Raw genomic sequence first — 17,973 nt, forward strand, 5'->3', positions numbered from 1 at the left:
ACAAGAGAAATTAAGTGCTTTTTAAAGATTTCTAATTGGTTCCTAATTGAAGATTCAGAATATTTTAATATTGATTTTATGTAACATAATTGAGATAAGTATACTTATGAGCAAATGGAATGGATAGAATACAAGTTAGGTAGGCTTGAAAATTTCATTAATGTTTCACTGAATAAAATTAAAACTATTTCATTGGCTAAACCATAAGCAACCACTATAATGAATAATTATCTTGATAAAACACAGAATATATTATATCTAGGATATATTTTTTTGATAGTTCTAGGAATTATCAATGAAACTCTTTTCTATAGTCAATTTGGAATAAATATTTTAGAATACTCTGACATTCTTGACGTCTTAATTAGTCCTATTTCCAAATTGTCTTCCAATATCTCATTATTGATATTATCAGCATTCGTAATTTCACTTTTAATTACAGTTCCAAAAATGAGTAGAAAATTAAAAGATAAAAAATGGTTTACATCATTTTTAAAAATAGATCCTTCAGAAACAAATATTGAAAAAAAAGTATTTGAAGGACTAACCGTATTTTCCATTATATTTTTTATCGGAATTTTTGTAGGTGCAGGATATGGTAAAGCTCGAAGTTTAAAGCAAAAAATAGCATCTGGAGAAGTAGAATATAATAATCAGATAAACTTTATTGATGGCGAATTACTAGATGCCAAATTGATTGGTAAAAATAGTTCCTACGTCTTTTATCTAATAGAGGCTGATACTGAAGTTAAAATCTCTCCTATCAACGGAACCATAAAGTATTTAAGTAATTAGCTAGTTTAAACCACGCCCAACTTAAAAACCTAAAAATATGAAAGATTATAAAGTTGAAACATTAATTTATTATTCCAAATTAACTTTGGATGTGAATCATATCGTCAAAAGTTCAAAAATTGAAATTCAGGAAAAGTTAGATGAATATGCGAAGAATGGATATCGACTTGCATCTACAGATGCGTCAAATTTTGGGGCAGCAATGTATATTTATTTATATTTTGAAAAAGAATTGTAAAATAATAAGATTAAAAAAAAGGAAAAAAATCGAATTTAGATTCTTTTCCTTTTTAGCCTTTTTTAAAAATCTTAGCGCTTATAAATTATATAAAATACAAGAATTATCAATAGTATTCGATATAAGATTAAGCTGAAGTAGTTGCTGTTGTACTTCTTCTAATTCTTTTTCAGAAATTTGATGCTGACTCCAGTTAGTAATTTTCATCCACTTCCTGATATCCTCGATTTTTTGGCCGTAGCGTTCAGCAAAAACCTTATCAATTTCTTCGATATTTAAAATTTCTGAAGATTTTTTGTTTAAAATATTCAGCATTTTTCGAACATCAGTATAATCGATTCTTAAAATTTCGTTTTTCACGGCCACAACGAAACAAGGCCATGGAGTAGGGCAATCGGCTACTCGTCTAAACGTATTATTGTCTACCAAAGGTTTAGTAGTAAAATGTTCCCACAAAAAATAATCTGCGCGACCTTCTTTTAATGCCTCGATTGCACCATTAATATCGCCAACAATTTCAAAATCAAGATTTGAAATATCCCAACCTTGATTTTTTGCATTCACGTAAGCCATTAATTGAGAACCAGATCCCACACGACTTATGGCTGCTTTTTTTCCTTCAAGGTCTTTTATAGTATTATATTCTGAATTGGCATCAACATGAATGCCCCAAACTAAAGGTGAAGCAATGTATGATTGCACAATTTTAGCTTCATTACCAGAAATTATATCTTTTACAGCACCTTCAGTAAGTAAAACAGCAACATCAATTTCCCCATTACGCAGCGCCTTGGTCATTGCTCCGGTACCATCGGGAAAATCTTTCCAAACGATATTTATATCCTCTTTTTTAAATTCTTCATTTTCTATGCATAAATGCCACGGAAGATTAAAATGTTCGGGGACTCCACCTACTTTTAGCGTTTTCATAATGTATGTTTTTGTTTGAGGTATTCATAAATTGAATATTGAGACCGATTATATTTTTCTCCTTCTTCAGTTTTAACATACCGATTGTTTTCCCCGGCATCCTGAATTCTAGCTTTCACGTTATCGCTAAGCTGAATTGTAAGAATATCTTTTAATTCAGCAAAAATATCTTTGTCGTAAATTGGAGTAACTACTTCAATTCTACGATCAAGGTTTCTATTCATCCAATCTGCACTTCCGAAAAACATTAATTCTTCTCCGCCATTTTCGAAGAGATAAATTCTGCCGTGTTCTAAGTAACGATCTACAATACTTGTAATATAAATATTTTCGCTTAAACCTTCAACTCCTGGGATTAAACATGTAAAACCTCTTACTAAAAGTCGAATTTCGACACCGGCTTTACTAGCTTTGTAAAGAAGATCAATAATTTCGTAATCTTCCAAACTATTCATTTTAGCAGTAATTTTTGCTTTTTTGCCCATGCGGGCATTTTCTATTTCATTATAAATTAATGTGGTGAATTTTTGGCGTGTAGAAAATGGAGAGATCAATAAATGTTTTTCTCTAGGTACAATAAGTTCTCCCTCAAGCACCATAAATAGACGAGACATTTCTTTTGTTAAATCTTTCTTAGCTGTAAATAAGGCATGATCGCAATAAATCTTTGACGTTTCGCTATTAAAATTTCCCGTACCTATATAAGAGTAATTAATTACCTCTTCATCTTCTTGGCGGGTAATCATCATTATTTTAGAATGTACTTTAATTTTAGGATAGCTATAGATAACGTTAGCGCCTTTTTCTTCTAATTTTCTTCCCCAAATAATGTTATTTTCTTCATCAAATCGTGCTTTTGCTTCTACAAAAACCGTTACATTTTTTCCTTTTTTTAATGCTTCTAATAAGCTACTGGTTAAAGGTGAATTATCGGCAACCCGATATAATGATATCTTTATGTGGGTAACCTGAGTATCTTTTACCGCTTGATCTAAAAATCGTTCAACATAATGAAAAGACATATAGGGAAAATGAACTAATTGATCTTTTTCTTTAATTGTTTCGAAGTAATTTTCAGAATGCTCTAATATATTATGCGGAATAGGAGGTTGCTTTCCAAATTGCAGTTCAGGATTTTCGGTAGGATCTTTTAGTGATAAAAAGTCTTTAAAATTATGATATTTTCCGCCGGGCATCATGTCTATTTTGCCCAACTTCAGCAAATTTCTAACCTTTTTTTGCAGATCTTTCGGCATTTTAGCATCGTAAAGTAACCTTGTTGGCTGCCCATCTGCGCGTTGATCTAAGCTTTCATAAATCTTTTCAGCTAAAACACCTTCATATTGATCTTCAATATAAAGCTCTGCATCCCTACTTAATTTTATTTCGTAAATTCCTGTAATTTCATCTTCAGGAAATAAACAGGGTAATTCACTTCTAATAATTTCATCTAAATAAGTAAGCATGTTTTTACCATGCTCAAAATATACAAATCGCCCGCATTGAGCTACCGGAATATTTACTATCCCAAGATGATCTTCATTCTTAAAACTAATTAAAAAGTAGATCATCGCATTGTCAAGAAAGAGATCATTATCAGTCGATAACTTGATCTTTTTCATTTCAAGATGATTTTTTACACTATGCTCAAAATAGTGGTTTGCAAACTGTTGTTGCTTATTATCAAAATGATCTGAATCAATAAGGTGAATATCATTAGCAGAAAGCTCTGGCAAAATTTGTTTGGTGTAAATATCACCAAAACGTTCCTGCTGCTCTTTTACAATTTTTAAAATTTGTTTAGTGAGACGATTAGGCTTTAAATCAAGCTTTTTACGAATACTTTTCTCAACCCGCTTCATTTGCCGAAGTTGAGAAACCCGCACTCTAAAATATTCATCCAGATTTGAAGAAAATATGGCTAGAAAACGTATTCTTTCAAAAAGCGGATTTATTTTATCTTCGGCTTCCTGTAAAACTCTTTCATTAAAAAATAGCCAGTTAAGATCCCGATGTCTAAATCGATCTTCGGTTGGTTGTTGCATTTTTTGGTTCACTTGTTTGACCAAAAATACAAAGTTGAGCTATGTTCAGCTTCTAATTTTCTGTTAAATAAGGTCAATTAGCAAGCTTATCTAAACAATATATAATAAGTTTTTCCATTGTTTCTTTTGGACTCTTAGTAAATTCTCCAGTAGCTCTATTCGCTAAAATTACATTCATAGAAACGGCATTATGCCCTAAAAGTTTCGACATGCCATAGATGCCAGAAGTTTCCATTTCAAGATTCGTTATTTTCTGATCCTGAAATTTAAATCTAGCCAGTTTATCGTTCATTTTTTCGTCTTGTAAAGCAAGACGCAACGAGCGTCCCTGTGGGCCGTAAAAACCAATATTTGTAGCGGTTACGCCCTTATAGATTGTTTCTGAATCTAATTTTTCCTGAAGTGTTTTACTATTTTCGACTACATACGGAGTCGCTTTTTTTGCATTCCAATCCATATGTTTTACAAAGTCTTCAGAAAAGTCTTGATCTAAGAATTGATCGGCTTGATAAAAATGAAGCAAACCATCGAAACCAACGGCTTTCTCGCTTAGTAAAAATGAATCTATCGGTATTTCAGCCTGAATACTTCCGGTAGTTCCTATTCTAACGATATCCAGAGATTTCAATTCTTTTTTAACTTGCTTTTTTTCGAAATCAATATTTACTAAAGCATCAAGTTCGTTAAAAACGATATCAATATTATCGGTACCAATTCCGGTAGAAATTACTGTGATTCGCTTTCCTCGATAGGTTCCTGTTTGGGTATGAAATTCACGTTTTTTGACGCTAAATTCAATATCGTCAAAATGTTTGGTTACTTGGTCTACGCGGTCGGGATCTCCTACCGTGATTACTGTATCTGCCAAATGTTCTGGTTGCAAATTTAAATGATAGATGCTGCCATCTTCATTCAATATAAATTCAGAAGCTTTTAAGCTCATGCTATAGTTTTAATAATTGGTGAACTTCAGGATCGTAAAGAAAATCATACATTTTGGAACCTCCAAATATGTCGTCATTCTTTAATTCTCTATAAAAGTTCTTTTTTCCATCTAGTACCAAATGACCTTTTTCGGTAAGTTTAATTTTATCGCCTTCAGTAGCGTAAAAAATAGATAGTTTATCTAATATTCTCTTCATTTGTAGGTCGCTATATCCATAATAGCCTTGATACTCTAAAGCATATCCCAAGAGTTGGGTGAAATTATGTATTTCGTACTTTTCAATGAGTTGAAGGATATTTTTTTCTAAAGAATTAATACCGGTAACGGTATTTGGAAAGCGTTCAACATGCGCCCGAATGCAACTGGATAGATATTCAAAATTTGTAATTGTTGTAATCTGTCGCTTTAATAAATTAGGATTTTTTCCACAATATAATTCCCACATAAGATTGGCAACTTCAAGATCATTTTCAATCAATAAAATTTTTTTCTGATAATGTTTTAAAAGTTGTTTTTCTGAAAGTTGAGATAGCGCAGTAAGTTTTTTATCTCCTTTAAGTTTTTTACTACAAACCAGATAAAATGGTGTGTTGTTCTTCTTGTCGGTTAAAAAACTAATAGTTGCCAAAACATTAACGTGACAAAAGAGATCAAATTCAAACCATAAAATAATATGATCATAATCTTCTAGTTCTGCCAATTTTTTTAGTTCTGAAATAAATTTTTCTTGATAATCCTGCGCTGAAATATTGTAGTAATCCTGCAGAAAATTAGATCTTATTTCAATAAAATCATCAGATCCAACTTCCTGTGTTGTTGGGCCTTCACATAGCATCTCACGCCAAATGATCTGTTGACCGGGTAGATCTAGCGCTGCAACACTTTCTGCAAGGCTATCTCCATTAATAATATGTAAAGGTTTTTTTTCCAAATTTATCCGCCTACGCGCTTTACGTTATATCCTTCTTTTTTCAGGATTTGCATTATTTTATCGCGATCATCACCCTGTATAATAATTTCGCCATCTTTTGTAGATCCTCCTACGCCACACTTTTTCTTTAAAAACTTACCAAGGGTGACAAGATCTTCTTCGGGTCCTACAAAACCTTTAATAATGGTAACGGTTTTCCCACCGCGACCTTTATTGCTAAAATGAGCTTCCAGACGCTGATCTTTTGGTTCCAGGTTTTCTTGTTCTTCACTATCTACGTATTGACTATCATCAAATTCATCATTAGTAGAAAAAACAAATCCGCCTAAATCCTCTAGTCCTAGTTTCTTTTTGGCCATAAATCTTTTACTTTTTCAATAATCCAATTTCAACAAGTCGCTGATGCAAAAATTCTCCAGCTGTGATATCCTCGTAATGTTTTGGATTTTCTTCATCTATACATTCTTCTAAACAATTTAAAGGCATCTCGCTTCTTGGATGCATAAAAAATGGAATAGAATAACGAGGTTCGCTCCATTTTTCTTTAGGTGGATTAATAACCCGGTGTATGGTAGAACGTAATTTGTTATTAGTGTGGCGCTCTAACATATCCCCAACATTAATCACCAATTCGTCTTCTGCTGGTATGGCATCAATCCACTCGCCATCTTTACGTAACACCTGCAATCCGCCGGTAGAAGCTCCCATTAATAAGGTAATTAAGTTTATATCACCATGGGCTCCTGCACGAACAGCACCTTCTGGTTCTTTAGTAATTGGAGGATAATGGATAGGTCTTAAAATTGAATTACCATTACTTGCCCAATGATCAAAGTAAGTTTCTTCTAAACCAATGTATAGTGCTAAAGCGCGTAAAACGTGAATTCCGGTTTTTTCTAACATTCGGTAAGCCTCCATACCCGTGTGATTAAAGTCGAGTAATTCGTCTACATGCACGTTTTCAGGATATTTCTCTATTAAATTTGCATCTTCAGCCGGCTCCTGCCCAAAATGCCAAAATTCTTTTAAATCACCTTCTTTTTTTCCTTTCGCGTGTTCTTTGCCAAAGGAAATATATCCGCGCTGTCCTGCTAAGCCTTTAATTTCGTATTTTTTTTTCGTTTCTAATGGAAGATCGAAAAATGACTTTACTTCTTTATATAGTTCAGATACAAGGTCGTCGCTTAACAAATGATTTTTAAGTGCTACAAATCCAATTTCTTCATAGGCTTTTCCTATTTCATCAACAAACTTTTGTTTTCGTTCGGCATCCCCAGATATAAAGTCTGCAAGATCAACACTTGGTATATTCGTCATTGCCATTTATTTCTCTTATTTTTTGGTAAGGCTTACAAACTTAATGAAAAAAGGATAAATCTAACAGGAATAAAATATCTGTTTATGCTTTTAAAATTAAGTAATTAAAATGAATAATTACGATTTATTTTAAAGTAGAGCGCATGGTCGTTTACTAATTTGCTACATTTGAATATACCTTTTTTATATGTCGTATAGCGCTACAGATATGATTTTTGATTCTGAAGGATACCACCAAGATTTTCTAATAGATCTTTATAAAAAATTACTGAAGCCTCGTTTAGTGGAAGAAAAGATGTTAATTCTTTTACGACAGGGGAAGATTAGTAAATGGTTTAGTGGTATTGGGCAGGAAGCTATTGCAGTTGGTGTAACTTCAATTCTTAATGAAGATGAATATATTCTTCCCATGCATCGCAATTTGGGTGTTTTTACAAGTAGGAATATTCCTTTACATAGATTGTTTTCTCAGTGGCAGGGTAAACTAAAAGGTTTTACAAAAGGTAGGGATAGAAGTTTTCATTTTGGCACACAGGAATATAAGATTATTGGTATGATTTCCCATTTGGGGCCGCAATTAGGAGTTGCAAACGGAATTGCACTTGCGCATAAACTTCAGAATGAAAAAAAATTGACAGCCGTTTTTACGGGAGAAGGCGGAACAAGTGAAGGAGATTTTCATGAGGCGCTCAACATTGCTTCGGTTTGGGATTTGCCGGTATTATTCTGTATTGAAAATAATGGTTATGGATTATCCACACCTACAAGCGAGCAATATAGATGTGAACATCTTGCTGATAGAGCAAAAGGATACGGTATGGAAGCACATATAGTAGATGGCAATAATATATTGGAGATTCATACAAAGTTGTTTAAAATTGCTAGGGATATTCGCGAAAATGCGCGTCCTGTTTTAATCGAGTTTAAAACATTTAGAATGCGTGGTCACGAAGAAGCTAGCGGAACTGCTTATGTCCCTGACCAAGATTTATCGAATTGGCGAGAAAGAGACCCTATTGTAAGATATGAGAAGCATCTTTTGGATCTTGGTGTTTTAAATTGGGACTGGGCGGAGCATATTAAATGGGAGATAAAACAAGAAATTGAAGAGCATTTATCAATTACTTCAGAAGACCATTTACCGGATTTTAATAAAAGTATTGAGTTAAATGATATTTTTAAATATACTGAAAATCAATATTATAAAATTTCAGGAGAGAAAAAGGAAATTCGATTTATAGATGCAATAAGTGATGCCTTGCGATTATCGATGCAAAAACATCTTAATCTAATTTTAATGGGACAAGATATTGCAGAATATGGAGGGGTATTTAAAATTACCAAAGGCTTTGTTGAAGAATTCGGCAAAGATCGCGTACGAAATACACCTATCTGTGAGAGCGGAATTATAGAAGTTGCAGCCGGTTTATCCATAAAGGGAATGAAAGCGGTTGTAGAGATGCAATTTGCAGATTTTGTAAGTTCTGGTTTTAATCCTATAGTTAACTATCTGGCTAAGTCTCATTATCGATGGGGGCAAAATGGCGATGTGGTGATACGTATGCCTTGTGGAGCGGGGGTAGGCGCAGGTCCTTTTCATAGTCAATCTAACGAAGCATGGTTTACTAAAGTCCCTGGGTTAAAAATAGTTTATCCATCAAATGCCGAAGATGCTAAAGGATTATTGATAGCCGCAATAAACGATCCAAATCCTGTTTTATATTTTGAGCATAAAGCTTTGTATAGAACACAAAGACAAGAAGTGCCTTTAAGCTATTATGAAACTGAGATCGGAAAAGCTTGTCTATTAAGAAATGGAGAAAAACTTAGTCTTATTAGTTATGGTGCAGCTTTACAGGAGGCATTAAAGATTATCGATGAAGAACATATCGATAATATTGATGTTATTGATTTGAGAACACTTCAACCTTTGGATACTCAAACTATTTTCGCTTCAGCAAAAAAGACCGGAAAAGTAATTATTCTAACCGAGGATTCTTTGTTTGGGAGTATAGCATCAGAAATTAGCGCTCAAATTTCTGAATATTGTTTCGAATTTTTAGATGCTCCGGTTTTGAGAGTGGGAAGTTTAGAAACTCCAATACCTTTTGCTTCCATTTTAGAGAAAAACTATTTACCCTATCAACGTTTCAGACAAAAACTAATAGAATTAATAGAATATTAGTAAATAAAATTTTAATTCTTATTTAATTAAGATTTGTTAACAATACCTCTGTTAAAGTATTAATAATCTTTTGCTAGCGCTGCATACCTGAACTAATTTAGACTTAGCTAATCAAAAAAAACTAATATGATACGTTTAATTGTTATTTTCTTAATTATTGCGATTGTTGCGGCAATCTTTGGATTTGGTGGAATCGCTGAAGGAGCAACTGATATTGCTAAAATTATATTTTACATCTTTGTTGTGCTACTTGTAATATCTCTAATAAGCAGGCTTTTTAGAAGATAATAAAATTACTAGATAACTTATCCAATGCGGCGACGTTCTTAATTGGCGTGCTGCATTGTTTTTTATGATTAATAACTACTATAATGAAAAAAGTAATTTCAATTTTCGCACTTTTAGTGCTGTTGGTTTCATGTGGAGGGCCAAGTAAAGTTGCCAAAGAAGCAAGAAAAACCTTTGATGGTAACTGGACGCTAACAAATATTACCTATCCAAATAATACGGGACAGTTTAACGTCACCTTATTCAACGATGCATCAGCCAGTTGTTTTGAAGGGAGTACCTGGGATTTCGTGTCCAATAATAATCGCGGAACTTACGAAGTATCTGGTTTAGATTGTGTTTCTGGTAATAGAAACTTTATCTGGTCTATAGATGAAGAAAATACTCCTAGCGGAATGTATGATTTCCTACTTAAACCGGTAAACGAAAAATATAAATCTACTAATGGCGACCAGGGTTTTCGATTGAATTTGGTGAATCTTTCTGAAAATTCAATGGTTTGGGAGCAAACTGTAACCTTAGAAGGCTCTCCTTTCGTAATAAGAATGATGTTTACAAAATAAGAATCAGTTAAATAAATAGAATAAATATGAAGAGGACTTTAAATAAAATAATGGCGGTTTGTTTCGCTGCAAGTATGCTCGTTGGGTGCGATGCCATTCAAAATGCAAATAATAAACAAAAAGGTGCGGTAATAGGATCTGCGGGTGGAGCAACCATTGGTGGAGTAATAGGAAACAATACCGGTGATGGTAATAGTGCATTAGGCGCTATTATAGGCGGTGTTGTTGGTGGTGCTGCTGGTGCTTATATTGGTAACAGAATGGATAAGCAGGCTAAGAAAATTGAAACTGAAGTTCCAGGAGCGGAGGTAGAACGTGTAGGTGAAGGTATTAATGTAACCTTTGATGAAAATAGCGGTGTTTATTTTGCTTCAGAAAAATATAATATTAATGCAAAGTCTGAAGAGACCTTAAATAAATTAGTTGGGATCTTCAAAGAATATCCAGATACTAATATCTTAGTTGAAGGACATACTGATGATACTGGTAGCGAAAGTTACAACCTTACGCTTTCTAAGAACAGAGCACAAGCGGTAACTAATTTTTTAACCAGCCATGGTATTTCGGCCAGTAGATTTGAAACTAAATGGTATGGTGAAGCACAACCAAAATTTGATAATACTACAGCCGAAGGTCGTTCTAAAAATAGACGAGTAGAATTAGCAATTGTAGCTAATGAAGAGCTTAAGAAAGAAGCTGAACAAAACACTACTGAAAACTAAATTGTAGTTTTGCTTATTGAAAATATAGAGCCGTCCATTTGGGCGGCTTTTTGTTTTTATAGAATCAAGAAATTTCGAGCTGAGTTAAGGCTTTCCTAAATACGAGTTAAACCCATCTAAACACTTTTGTCGTTATTCGCATTGGTTTGTATCTTCAAACTAACTAATAAAAAAATCAATTTACAATATGAAGACTGTTGATAAAATGGAGGTACTGCATAGCCAATCTGCTGAATATATTCTGCAAGGCGAAACTGGTAAATTTTTAAAACTTATTCCAGATACATTCTTAATTAAAGGAAAAGAGAAAGATGGCGTATTCAATCAGGGATATGCAATAAGACACATCAATCGTCGTGATATTATCTTAATTGATGTTGTAGAAGAAGAAACGAAAGCAGCAGTTAAAAAATTGATTGATGAAGGTTATCAAATCAAGGGTCTGCTAATTACCTGTGATGGCATTTTAGATAATGCTTATGCAGATCTTAAGACTATTTCTAAAGATGCAAATAATGCTCCTATTTATGCGCATCCAAGAAATAATTTTAAAGACGATTTTAAAACTAAAGATATCATGACACAGGCTAATGACCTGAAACATTTTGGTATTAAAGTAATCGACTTACCAGGAAATGGCGGAGCGTCGGTTTTAGTTTATTCTGAAATTAATGGTGGTATGTTATTCCCGGGAGATGATGCTGTTGGATCTTCATACGATTCAGATTTAAATACTTTTAAGCGTCCTGAAATGAAGCGTGAAAACGATGATTTTGGATTAGCTGAAAGCTGGAGTGCTTTTGAAGATGAGTTTAGTTATTTTTTCCCAAGAAAAGGGAAACCTGCATTTAATGTAGAAGAAGGTCAGCAAGTGGATATCTTAAACGATTTGAGTAAAGCAAAATAAGAAATATAATTATCCGACATATAGGATAGAAAAACCCTGCATCTTTCATTATTGAATTTGCAGGGTTTTTTATGCTTTCTTTTTAAAATTAAACAAGATCAATTTTCTAAATGGTATGAGAAAATTGTATGTTTTCAGCATAACGTATTGTTAAAGAGTTCACTCCTTAAAAGTGTATTTCTTAAATTAAAGGATAAAAGAAAACTAACTATGTCAAAATTAAATGTCACTCAAAAACTTATTAAAGAGCATCTCTTAGAAGGAGATATGATGACGGCCGGTAAAGAAATCGGAATCAAAATCGATCAAGCTTTGCTTCAGGATGCTACCGGTACACTTGTTCAATTAGAACTGGAAGCTATGGGGCTTAAAAAGGCTCAAACTGAGGTTGCTGTGCAATATGTAGATCATAACCTTTTACAAACCGATTTCAAAAATGCCGATGATCATAAATTTCTACTTTCCGCAGCAAGAAAATTCGGATTATGGTTTAGTAGACCGGGAAACGGTGTAAGTCACCCAGTACATATGGAGCGCTTTGGAAAACCGGGCAAAACTATGGTTGGATCTGATAGTCATACTCCGGCTGCAGGCTCGCTAGGAATGCTTGCAATTGGTACTGGTGGTTTGGATGTTGCAGCAGCGATTGCCGGGCAACCTTACTATGTAAAGATGCCACAAGTGATGGGAGTGAAGCTTACCGGAAAATTACCAGATTGGGTAAGTGCGAAAGATGTTATTTTGGAAATGTTACGTAGACATGATGTAAAAGGTGGCGTTGGGAAAATTATAGAATATTATGGCCCTGGATTAGATAATCTAAGTGCGATGGACAGACATGTTATAGCCAACATGGGAGCAGAACTGGGGGCTACAACAACTGTTTTTCCTAGTGATCACGAAACAAAGAAATTTTTAAAAGCTCAACAACGCGAAGATGATTGGATAGAACTATTACCAGATGAAGGTTGTGAATATGATCTTCATGAAGAAATTAATTTAAGTAAATTAATTCCTTTAATTGCATTACCTACAAGCCCGGGAAATGTTGTTCCTATTGAAGAAGTTGCAGGTAAAAAAATTAGTCAGGTTGTTATAGGATCTTCTGCGAACCCTGGATTAAGGGATTTTTGGATTGCCGGTGCAATCGTTAAAGATAAATCTGTAAATGCAGATGTGTCTATGGATGTTAATCCAACTTCTAGACAAATGATCCAGAATATGATTGATAATCGTGCTTTTGCCAATTTAATAAAAGCAGGTGCGCGTTTTCACCAATCTGGTTGTATGGGTTGTATAGGTATGGGACAGGCTCCAGCTTCAGGAACAATAAGTCTTAGAACGATGCCTAGAAACTTTCCCGATCGTAGTGGTACAAAAGATGATCAGGTACATTTAGTAAGTCCGGAAACGGCGGCAGCTTCAGCACTAACAGGTGAAATTACAGATCCTAGAGATTTAGAAAAAATTTACGATATGAAATATCCTAAGTTTGAGGCTCCGGAGATCGAAATTATAAACGAAGATATGTTGGTTCCGCCAGCAGATAATGGAGAAGAGGTAAGTCTTGAAAAAGGACCAAACATAAAATCTCTTCCTGAAATCGAGCCTTTAGCTGATGAAATTGAAGTTCCGGTTTTATTGAAAATGGGCGATAATATTTCTACAGATGAAATTTTAAAAGCAGGCGCTGAAGTTTTACCTTTTAGAAGTAACCTTCCCGAAATAAGTAAGTTTACCTTTACGGTAATCGATGAGTCTTTTTACGATAGAGCAATGGAGGCTAAAGAAAAGGAGGGAGGCCACATTGTTGTAGCTAAAGAAAACTATGCGCAGGGTTCTAGCCGTGAGCACGCTGCAATTGCTCCAAAATATTTAGGACAACATGCGGTTATTGCAAATAGTTACGCGCGTATCGCATGGCAAAATCTAGTTAATTTTGGTATTTTACCATTAGAATTTATAAATGCCGAAGATTACGATAAGATTGAACAGGGAGATACGGTAAGCTTTAAAAATCTTCGCGAAGATGTAGAAAAGCGAAATAATATTAAGGTAATTGTAAAAAAAGAAAGTGGCGAAAATAAAGAATTTGAAACTAAGCATACGCTAAGTGATCGCCAGATAAATATCCTTTTAAAAGGTGGAATTATAAATGAATTTAAAGAGCGTCTAGAAAAAGAGCAAGCTCAGGAGTGATTTAGGCATTTAATAAAACAAAAAAACCTTTCAATATTGAAAGGTTTTTTTGTTTTTCAATTTTTTAGTGCGTTTGCATTTGCCCTTTTTTCTTATCTAACTGTTTATCTAATTCTTTAACAGTTTGGGAAGCAGCAGCTTCAAAAGAATCTGAATTTGATTCTGCAAAAATTTGTGGTCCTGGTACGCTTACTTTTATATTACAGATATAACCTTTTGGATCCTCGGCGTGATTTCTTTTAAAGTGTACTTCTGCACGAGTAATAAAGTCATATTTTCTTTCAAGCTTCTCAAGCTTCTCATTTACAAAGTTTTGTAAACGTTCACTTTTGCTAAGAGCAACAAATTGGTAAATGGTTTCCATATTATCTTTTTTTGAATCACCTAAGAACGCTAATAATGCTAATTTAGACAAGTTTTTAAGTTGTATTTTGCACTTTTTTGTGAAAGATTTTATAATTAATAGGGTGTCACACTATAATTAGTTAATTAAAACCTTATGAACCCTTAAAATTATGGGGTAGAGCGATTAAAAACATAAAATTATCTTAAATTTAAAGCTTGTTGGTAGTTTGCAAATAAACTTTGGTGATTTTGGGAATCTCAGTTTTAATTTTTTCTCTTAAGCTTTGTAAAGTGTTTTCAGCGTCTAATAGCTCCAAATCGTCATACAGATCTACTTCCACAATTAATAAAATACTTTCAGGACCAAAATGCATGGTTTGCGGCAGTCCGATCTCTTTTACCCTAGGGTTGTTATTTAGGATATCTTCAACCTTTATCAAAATTTCAGGTTGGGCACTTTCACCTAATAAAAGACCTTTGCTTTCTTTAGCAAGAAAAGTAGCTACAATTAAAAGAATACAACCTATAATGATACTGGCGATACCATCGCAATAAGGATTGTTGAGCGTCTGACTTAGAAAAACACCTATCAAAGCAACAGCCAAACCAATAACCGCTGCCGTATCTTCTATAATAACAGCAAAAGTAGCAGCATCTTTACTTTGTGTAATTTTGGTAATTAAATTACCTGTTTTAGCGCCAGCTCTAGATTTATTAAAAGTTTTAAGTGCTAGAACCAGAGCAGTACCTTCAAATAAAAGTGCAGCAATAAGCACAGCATAATTCCATGTGGGATCTTCAGCGACTTCAGGAGCTTCAAGCGCATGAATTCCTTCATAAATGGCGAAACCGCCACCCAGAGCAAAGATGAGTATACTTACAACAAAACTCCAAAAATAGACTTCTTTTCCGTAACCAAATGGATGTTGTTTGGTAGGTTTACGTTTTGATCGCTTAATCCCTAGTAATAGCAGAAAACCATTGCCGGTGTCTACGAGCGAATGAATACCTTCAGCCATCATCGCTGAGCTTCCTGTAAAAAACGAAGCTGTAAATTTGCTTACAGCTATTAAAAAATTTGCGCCTATAGCGCCAAATATTGCAATGTTTGAATTTCCGGCCATAATTAGTTTAGTTAGATGCTGCAAAATACAATAAAAAAGATGGGGCTAAAAAAGCTAAATCCTGTTTTAGTAAGGATTTAGCATAAATGAGGAAGAATAGTTGTAAATTAAAATGTGATTAATTAGATAATATGTTAACTAATAAACCCATGAAACGTTTAAATATAAAATTACCTGTAAAAATAGTTGGTTGTATAATAGTGCTATTAGGTATTTTGAGTTGTGGTTCTTCAGCAAGTACTGTTGATGAAGTTAAGAATTATGAAGATTTAAAATTATTCGCTCAAAAGAAAGAATTTGAAATAGAAAACCGCTGGGCAAATCCTATGCGCGCTAATACGGTGAGCTTTATAAATCATCCAAATTTTAATAGCGGAACTATAAACTTAAATGGCAATGCCAACTTTATAAGATTTAAAGGAGATTCTATTGATGTATTCTTACCGTATTTTGGTGTTCGCCAAATAAGCGGTGGTTACAATGATCGTGGTGCGATAAAATTTGAAGGAATTCCTGAAGATTTGGAAATCACTGAAAATGAAGATAAGAAATATGTTCGGTTTGAATTCACTGCAAATGATGATTCTGAACATTATCAATTTTATATTACATTATATTCTAACGGAAATACAAATACATCGGTAAATAGTTCACAGCGAGATAATATTTCCTATACCGGGAAATTTAGTAAACTATCATCGGAATAATAATAGCGAGATTTAAGAAACATTCTAATTCGGTTTATAGACGAGAATATGAGGAGCAATGGATAGTAAAATATTCTATTTTACATAATATAAATTATAGGTCAAAACAGCATATATAATTTATGAGTAGAAAATTATTCATTGCTATCGAAGCCATTCTATAGCTTTTATAACTTTCTGATCTTTTCCTAATTGATTAAAAGCATCGCCACCAATAATTTCAACATCCGGTGCTACGCAATTACGATATTCATTTTTATTTCTATCCAAACAAAATCCCGATGATAATTGATAGTAAAGCTCTCCTTCAATATTAATTTGACTATTTGCAGTTACATAACCAGCGGTTTTTTCTCCAAAAAACTTTACGTTCTCTTTTCCTTTTAGAGCAATTGCCGTCATTTCCCCAGAACTTGCGGTTATTGGCCCTAAAAGCACTGCTATTTTAAGCGGCTTTTCTAAAGAGCATAATTTTTTAAACTTTATCATCTTATTTTTTCCATTATATATTTTATTCTTTTTTAATTTCCATTCCAATAAATAAGAATCTTGTTCAAAATACCCTAAAATGCCATTTTCTAATATTGGCGCCAGTCCCGCAATCATCGGCCACATGTTTCCTCCAGTATTTATTCGAAGATCAATGATAAGACCAGATAAACTATTTATATCTAGCCCACAGAACGCTTCCATAAAAACCTGAGCATCATTTTCATTATGACTACAGGGTATCCGAATGTATCCAATATTTTCTAGTTTAGTAGTATAAAGTTTGGCGCCAGATTTTAATATACTTCTAGTACTATCGTTTAAGCGTTCAAATTTATCGGTTGGATTAGCTCTGCCAGAATGCTTGTCGTGGTAAGTTAGCTGAGAATGACTATCATCTAAAGCATCTAACAAAATCCCTACAGCTGGCGCTAATTGATCGTATGTATTATTGGCATTCAGATCGACTGCCTCTTTAACTTTTGGTGTTAAGCTATCCCAATCTACATTATTTGTATAGATAGAATTTCTTTTAGTAAGCGATAGAATCTTTTCAATGGGCTTCTCTTGTGCAGCTGAGGATAGAATTCCAAAAAACAATACAATTATAACGAAATACAAAATACGCATTAGTCTAATTTTTAAGTAATTATAAATGATCAAGATCCTTGCTTAACCCCTATGAATCTGGCTATTAGATTTGCAACTAAAATAAAAAAATATACGGTACGGTATAAAATAAATTAAGCCTAAAAATAATAAAAGCCCATCAGAAATGATGGGCTTTTGATAAACCTTGAAAATATAAAAATATATAATTATATAACTTCTACGTTTACTGCGTTTAATCCTCTCTTACCTTCCTGAAGATCAAATTTAACCTCGTCGCCTTCGCGAATCTCATCGATTAAACCTGTTACGTGTACAAAGTGATCTTTGTCTACTCCTTCTTCAGTGATAAATCCAAATCCTTTAGTGTCGTTAAAGAATTTTACTGTTCCTTTACTCATCTTAATATATTAAATTATAAGTGACAAATATCTAACTAATATTCCGATAACGCACTATAATTTGAAAATATTCCTATTTGATTTATAAAATTCTGTATTAAAAGAAATAATTTTAGCTGTTAGCGTAGTGTTGACGGGAGTTGCGTTTAATGTTAAAGTTTGAAATAATTTAATTCATTTTCAATTTCCTAAACTGATGCAATGAAATATTGTAATTTGAAGCTAAAAAGCG

The 17,973-nt window shown here is 33.5% G+C and carries 19 protein-coding genes; 9 read left to right on the top strand and 10 right to left on the bottom strand.

Features of this window, described 5'->3' with window-relative positions:
• The first annotated feature begins 450 nt into the window (after positions 1–450).
• Complete coding sequence (locus tag PBT91_RS08685) at positions 451–795, top strand: hypothetical protein (protein ID WP_270061387.1); 345 nt, start codon at positions 451–453, stop codon at positions 793–795.
• Positions 796–832: 37 nt separating this feature from the next.
• Positions 833–1,033: a DUF4177 domain-containing protein gene (locus tag PBT91_RS08690; protein ID WP_270061388.1), complete on the top strand. Its 201-nt coding sequence runs from the start codon at positions 833–835 to the stop codon at positions 1,031–1,033.
• Between the two features lie 78 nt (positions 1,034–1,111).
• Here the strand turns inward: PBT91_RS08690 and PBT91_RS08695 are convergent, their stop codons facing one another.
• From PBT91_RS08695 to PBT91_RS08720, 6 genes are all read right to left on the bottom strand, one after another.
• Complete coding sequence (locus PBT91_RS08695) at positions 1,112–1,963, bottom strand: substrate-binding domain-containing protein (RefSeq protein WP_270061389.1); 852 nt, start codon at positions 1,961–1,963, stop codon at positions 1,112–1,114.
• Positions 1,960–4,008, bottom strand: coding sequence for a polyphosphate kinase 1 (ppk1, locus tag PBT91_RS08700; RefSeq protein ID WP_270061390.1), 2,049 nt, complete (start codon positions 4,006–4,008; stop codon positions 1,960–1,962). The genes PBT91_RS08695 and ppk1 overlap by 4 nt, the downstream gene beginning before the upstream one ends.
• Before the next feature lie 73 nt (positions 4,009–4,081).
• Positions 4,082–4,951, bottom strand: coding sequence for a nucleoside phosphorylase (locus PBT91_RS08705; RefSeq protein ID WP_270061391.1), 870 nt, complete (start codon positions 4,949–4,951; stop codon positions 4,082–4,084).
• A gap of 1 nt (position 4,952) precedes the next feature.
• Positions 4,953–5,885, bottom strand: coding sequence for a DUF1835 domain-containing protein (locus tag PBT91_RS08710; protein ID WP_270061392.1), 933 nt, complete (start codon positions 5,883–5,885; stop codon positions 4,953–4,955).
• Between the two features lie 2 nt (positions 5,886–5,887).
• Positions 5,888–6,244, bottom strand: coding sequence for a translation initiation factor (locus PBT91_RS08715; protein ID WP_270061393.1), 357 nt, complete (start codon positions 6,242–6,244; stop codon positions 5,888–5,890).
• Positions 6,245–6,251: 7 nt separating this feature from the next.
• On the bottom strand, positions 6,252–7,202 hold the full coding sequence (locus PBT91_RS08720; protein WP_270061394.1) for an isopenicillin N synthase family dioxygenase: 951 nt from the start codon (positions 7,200–7,202) through the stop codon (positions 6,252–6,254).
• A 187-nt stretch (positions 7,203–7,389) separates the two neighbouring features.
• On the opposite strand from PBT91_RS08720, the gene PBT91_RS08725 reads away from it, so the two are divergent.
• From PBT91_RS08725 to PBT91_RS08750, 6 genes are all read left to right on the top strand, one after another.
• Positions 7,390–9,387 carry an alpha-ketoacid dehydrogenase subunit alpha/beta gene (locus PBT91_RS08725; RefSeq protein ID WP_270061395.1) on the top strand — a complete coding sequence of 666 codons (1,998 nt, stop codon included), beginning with the start codon at positions 7,390–7,392 and terminating at the stop codon, positions 9,385–9,387.
• Between the two features lie 126 nt (positions 9,388–9,513).
• A complete protein-coding gene (locus PBT91_RS08730; protein WP_092540888.1) occupies positions 9,514–9,675 on the top strand; it encodes a DUF1328 domain-containing protein in 162 nt (53 codons plus the stop codon).
• Positions 9,676–9,758: 83 nt separating this feature from the next.
• Positions 9,759–10,238: a lipocalin family protein gene (locus tag PBT91_RS08735; protein ID WP_270061396.1), complete on the top strand. Its 480-nt coding sequence runs from the start codon at positions 9,759–9,761 to the stop codon at positions 10,236–10,238.
• Between the two features lie 26 nt (positions 10,239–10,264).
• Entirely contained in the window at positions 10,265–10,960 is a 696-nt protein-coding gene (locus PBT91_RS08740) for an OmpA family protein (RefSeq protein ID WP_270061397.1), read from the top strand.
• A gap of 187 nt (positions 10,961–11,147) precedes the next feature.
• Positions 11,148–11,867 carry an MBL fold metallo-hydrolase gene (locus PBT91_RS08745; protein ID WP_270061398.1) on the top strand — a complete coding sequence of 240 codons (720 nt, stop codon included), beginning with the start codon at positions 11,148–11,150 and terminating at the stop codon, positions 11,865–11,867.
• Positions 11,868–12,077: 210 nt separating this feature from the next.
• On the top strand, positions 12,078–14,066 hold the full coding sequence (locus PBT91_RS08750) for an aconitate hydratase (RefSeq protein ID WP_270061399.1): 1,989 nt from the start codon (positions 12,078–12,080) through the stop codon (positions 14,064–14,066).
• A gap of 64 nt (positions 14,067–14,130) precedes the next feature.
• On the opposite strand, the gene hpf is transcribed toward PBT91_RS08750, so the two are convergent.
• Both hpf and PBT91_RS08760 read right to left on the bottom strand, forming a co-directional pair.
• A complete protein-coding gene (gene hpf, locus PBT91_RS08755; protein WP_270061400.1) occupies positions 14,131–14,430 on the bottom strand; it encodes a ribosome hibernation-promoting factor, HPF/YfiA family in 300 nt (99 codons plus the stop codon).
• A 190-nt stretch (positions 14,431–14,620) separates the two neighbouring features.
• Positions 14,621–15,535, bottom strand: a complete 915-nt coding sequence (locus PBT91_RS08760; RefSeq protein ID WP_270061401.1) for a cation diffusion facilitator family transporter — start codon at positions 15,533–15,535, stop codon at positions 14,621–14,623.
• 149 nt (positions 15,536–15,684) lie between these two features.
• Here PBT91_RS08760 and PBT91_RS08765 point away from each other — a divergent pair, with 149 nt between their 5' ends.
• A complete protein-coding gene (locus tag PBT91_RS08765; protein WP_270061402.1) occupies positions 15,685–16,242 on the top strand; it encodes a DUF4251 domain-containing protein in 558 nt (185 codons plus the stop codon).
• Between the two features lie 144 nt (positions 16,243–16,386).
• Here PBT91_RS08765 and PBT91_RS08770 read toward each other — a convergent pair whose 3' ends face one another.
• Together PBT91_RS08770 and PBT91_RS08775 are read right to left on the bottom strand one after the other, a co-directional pair.
• The gene (locus PBT91_RS08770; protein ID WP_270061403.1) at positions 16,387–17,361 is read right to left on the bottom strand and encodes a S41 family peptidase; all 975 of its coding nucleotides are present in this window, start codon (positions 17,359–17,361) and stop codon (positions 16,387–16,389) included.
• 188 nt (positions 17,362–17,549) lie between these two features.
• The gene (locus PBT91_RS08775; RefSeq protein WP_270058108.1) at positions 17,550–17,741 is read right to left on the bottom strand and encodes a cold-shock protein; all 192 of its coding nucleotides are present in this window, start codon (positions 17,739–17,741) and stop codon (positions 17,550–17,552) included.
• Positions 17,742–17,973 lie beyond the last annotated feature (232 nt).

It is taken from the genome of Zunongwangia sp. HGR-M22, from assembly GCF_027594425.1.
Taxonomy (GTDB): Bacteria; Bacteroidota; Bacteroidia; order Flavobacteriales; family Flavobacteriaceae; genus Zunongwangia.

Coding starts and splice junctions, on each gene's coding strand:
- PBT91_RS08685 (WP_270061387.1), top strand. CDS start 451: ATGAGTAGAAAATTAAAAGATAAAAAATGGTTTACATCATTTTTAAAA.
- PBT91_RS08690 (WP_270061388.1), top strand. CDS start 833: ATGAAAGATTATAAAGTTGAAACATTAATTTATTATTCCAAATTAACT.
- PBT91_RS08695 (WP_270061389.1), bottom strand. CDS start 1,963: ATGAAAACGCTAAAAGTAGGTGGAGTCCCCGAACATTTTAATCTTCCG.
- ppk1 (WP_270061390.1), bottom strand. CDS start 4,008: ATGCAACAACCAACCGAAGATCGATTTAGACATCGGGATCTTAACTGG.
- PBT91_RS08705 (WP_270061391.1), bottom strand. CDS start 4,951: ATGAGCTTAAAAGCTTCTGAATTTATATTGAATGAAGATGGCAGCATC.
- PBT91_RS08715 (WP_270061393.1), bottom strand. CDS start 6,244: ATGGCCAAAAAGAAACTAGGACTAGAGGATTTAGGCGGATTTGTTTTT.
- PBT91_RS08720 (WP_270061394.1), bottom strand. CDS start 7,202: ATGACGAATATACCAAGTGTTGATCTTGCAGACTTTATATCTGGGGAT.
- PBT91_RS08725 (WP_270061395.1), top strand. CDS start 7,390: ATGTCGTATAGCGCTACAGATATGATTTTTGATTCTGAAGGATACCAC.
- PBT91_RS08730 (WP_092540888.1), top strand. CDS start 9,514: ATGATACGTTTAATTGTTATTTTCTTAATTATTGCGATTGTTGCGGCA.
- PBT91_RS08735 (WP_270061396.1), top strand. CDS start 9,759: ATGAAAAAAGTAATTTCAATTTTCGCACTTTTAGTGCTGTTGGTTTCA.
- PBT91_RS08740 (WP_270061397.1), top strand. CDS start 10,265: ATGAAGAGGACTTTAAATAAAATAATGGCGGTTTGTTTCGCTGCAAGT.
- PBT91_RS08745 (WP_270061398.1), top strand. CDS start 11,148: ATGAAGACTGTTGATAAAATGGAGGTACTGCATAGCCAATCTGCTGAA.
- PBT91_RS08750 (WP_270061399.1), top strand. CDS start 12,078: ATGTCAAAATTAAATGTCACTCAAAAACTTATTAAAGAGCATCTCTTA.
- hpf (WP_270061400.1), bottom strand. CDS start 14,430: ATGGAAACCATTTACCAATTTGTTGCTCTTAGCAAAAGTGAACGTTTA.
- PBT91_RS08760 (WP_270061401.1), bottom strand. CDS start 15,535: ATGGCCGGAAATTCAAACATTGCAATATTTGGCGCTATAGGCGCAAAT.
- PBT91_RS08765 (WP_270061402.1), top strand. CDS start 15,685: ATGAAACGTTTAAATATAAAATTACCTGTAAAAATAGTTGGTTGTATA.
- PBT91_RS08770 (WP_270061403.1), bottom strand. CDS start 17,361: ATGCGTATTTTGTATTTCGTTATAATTGTATTGTTTTTTGGAATTCTA.
- PBT91_RS08775 (WP_270058108.1), bottom strand. CDS start 17,741: ATGAGTAAAGGAACAGTAAAATTCTTTAACGACACTAAAGGATTTGGA.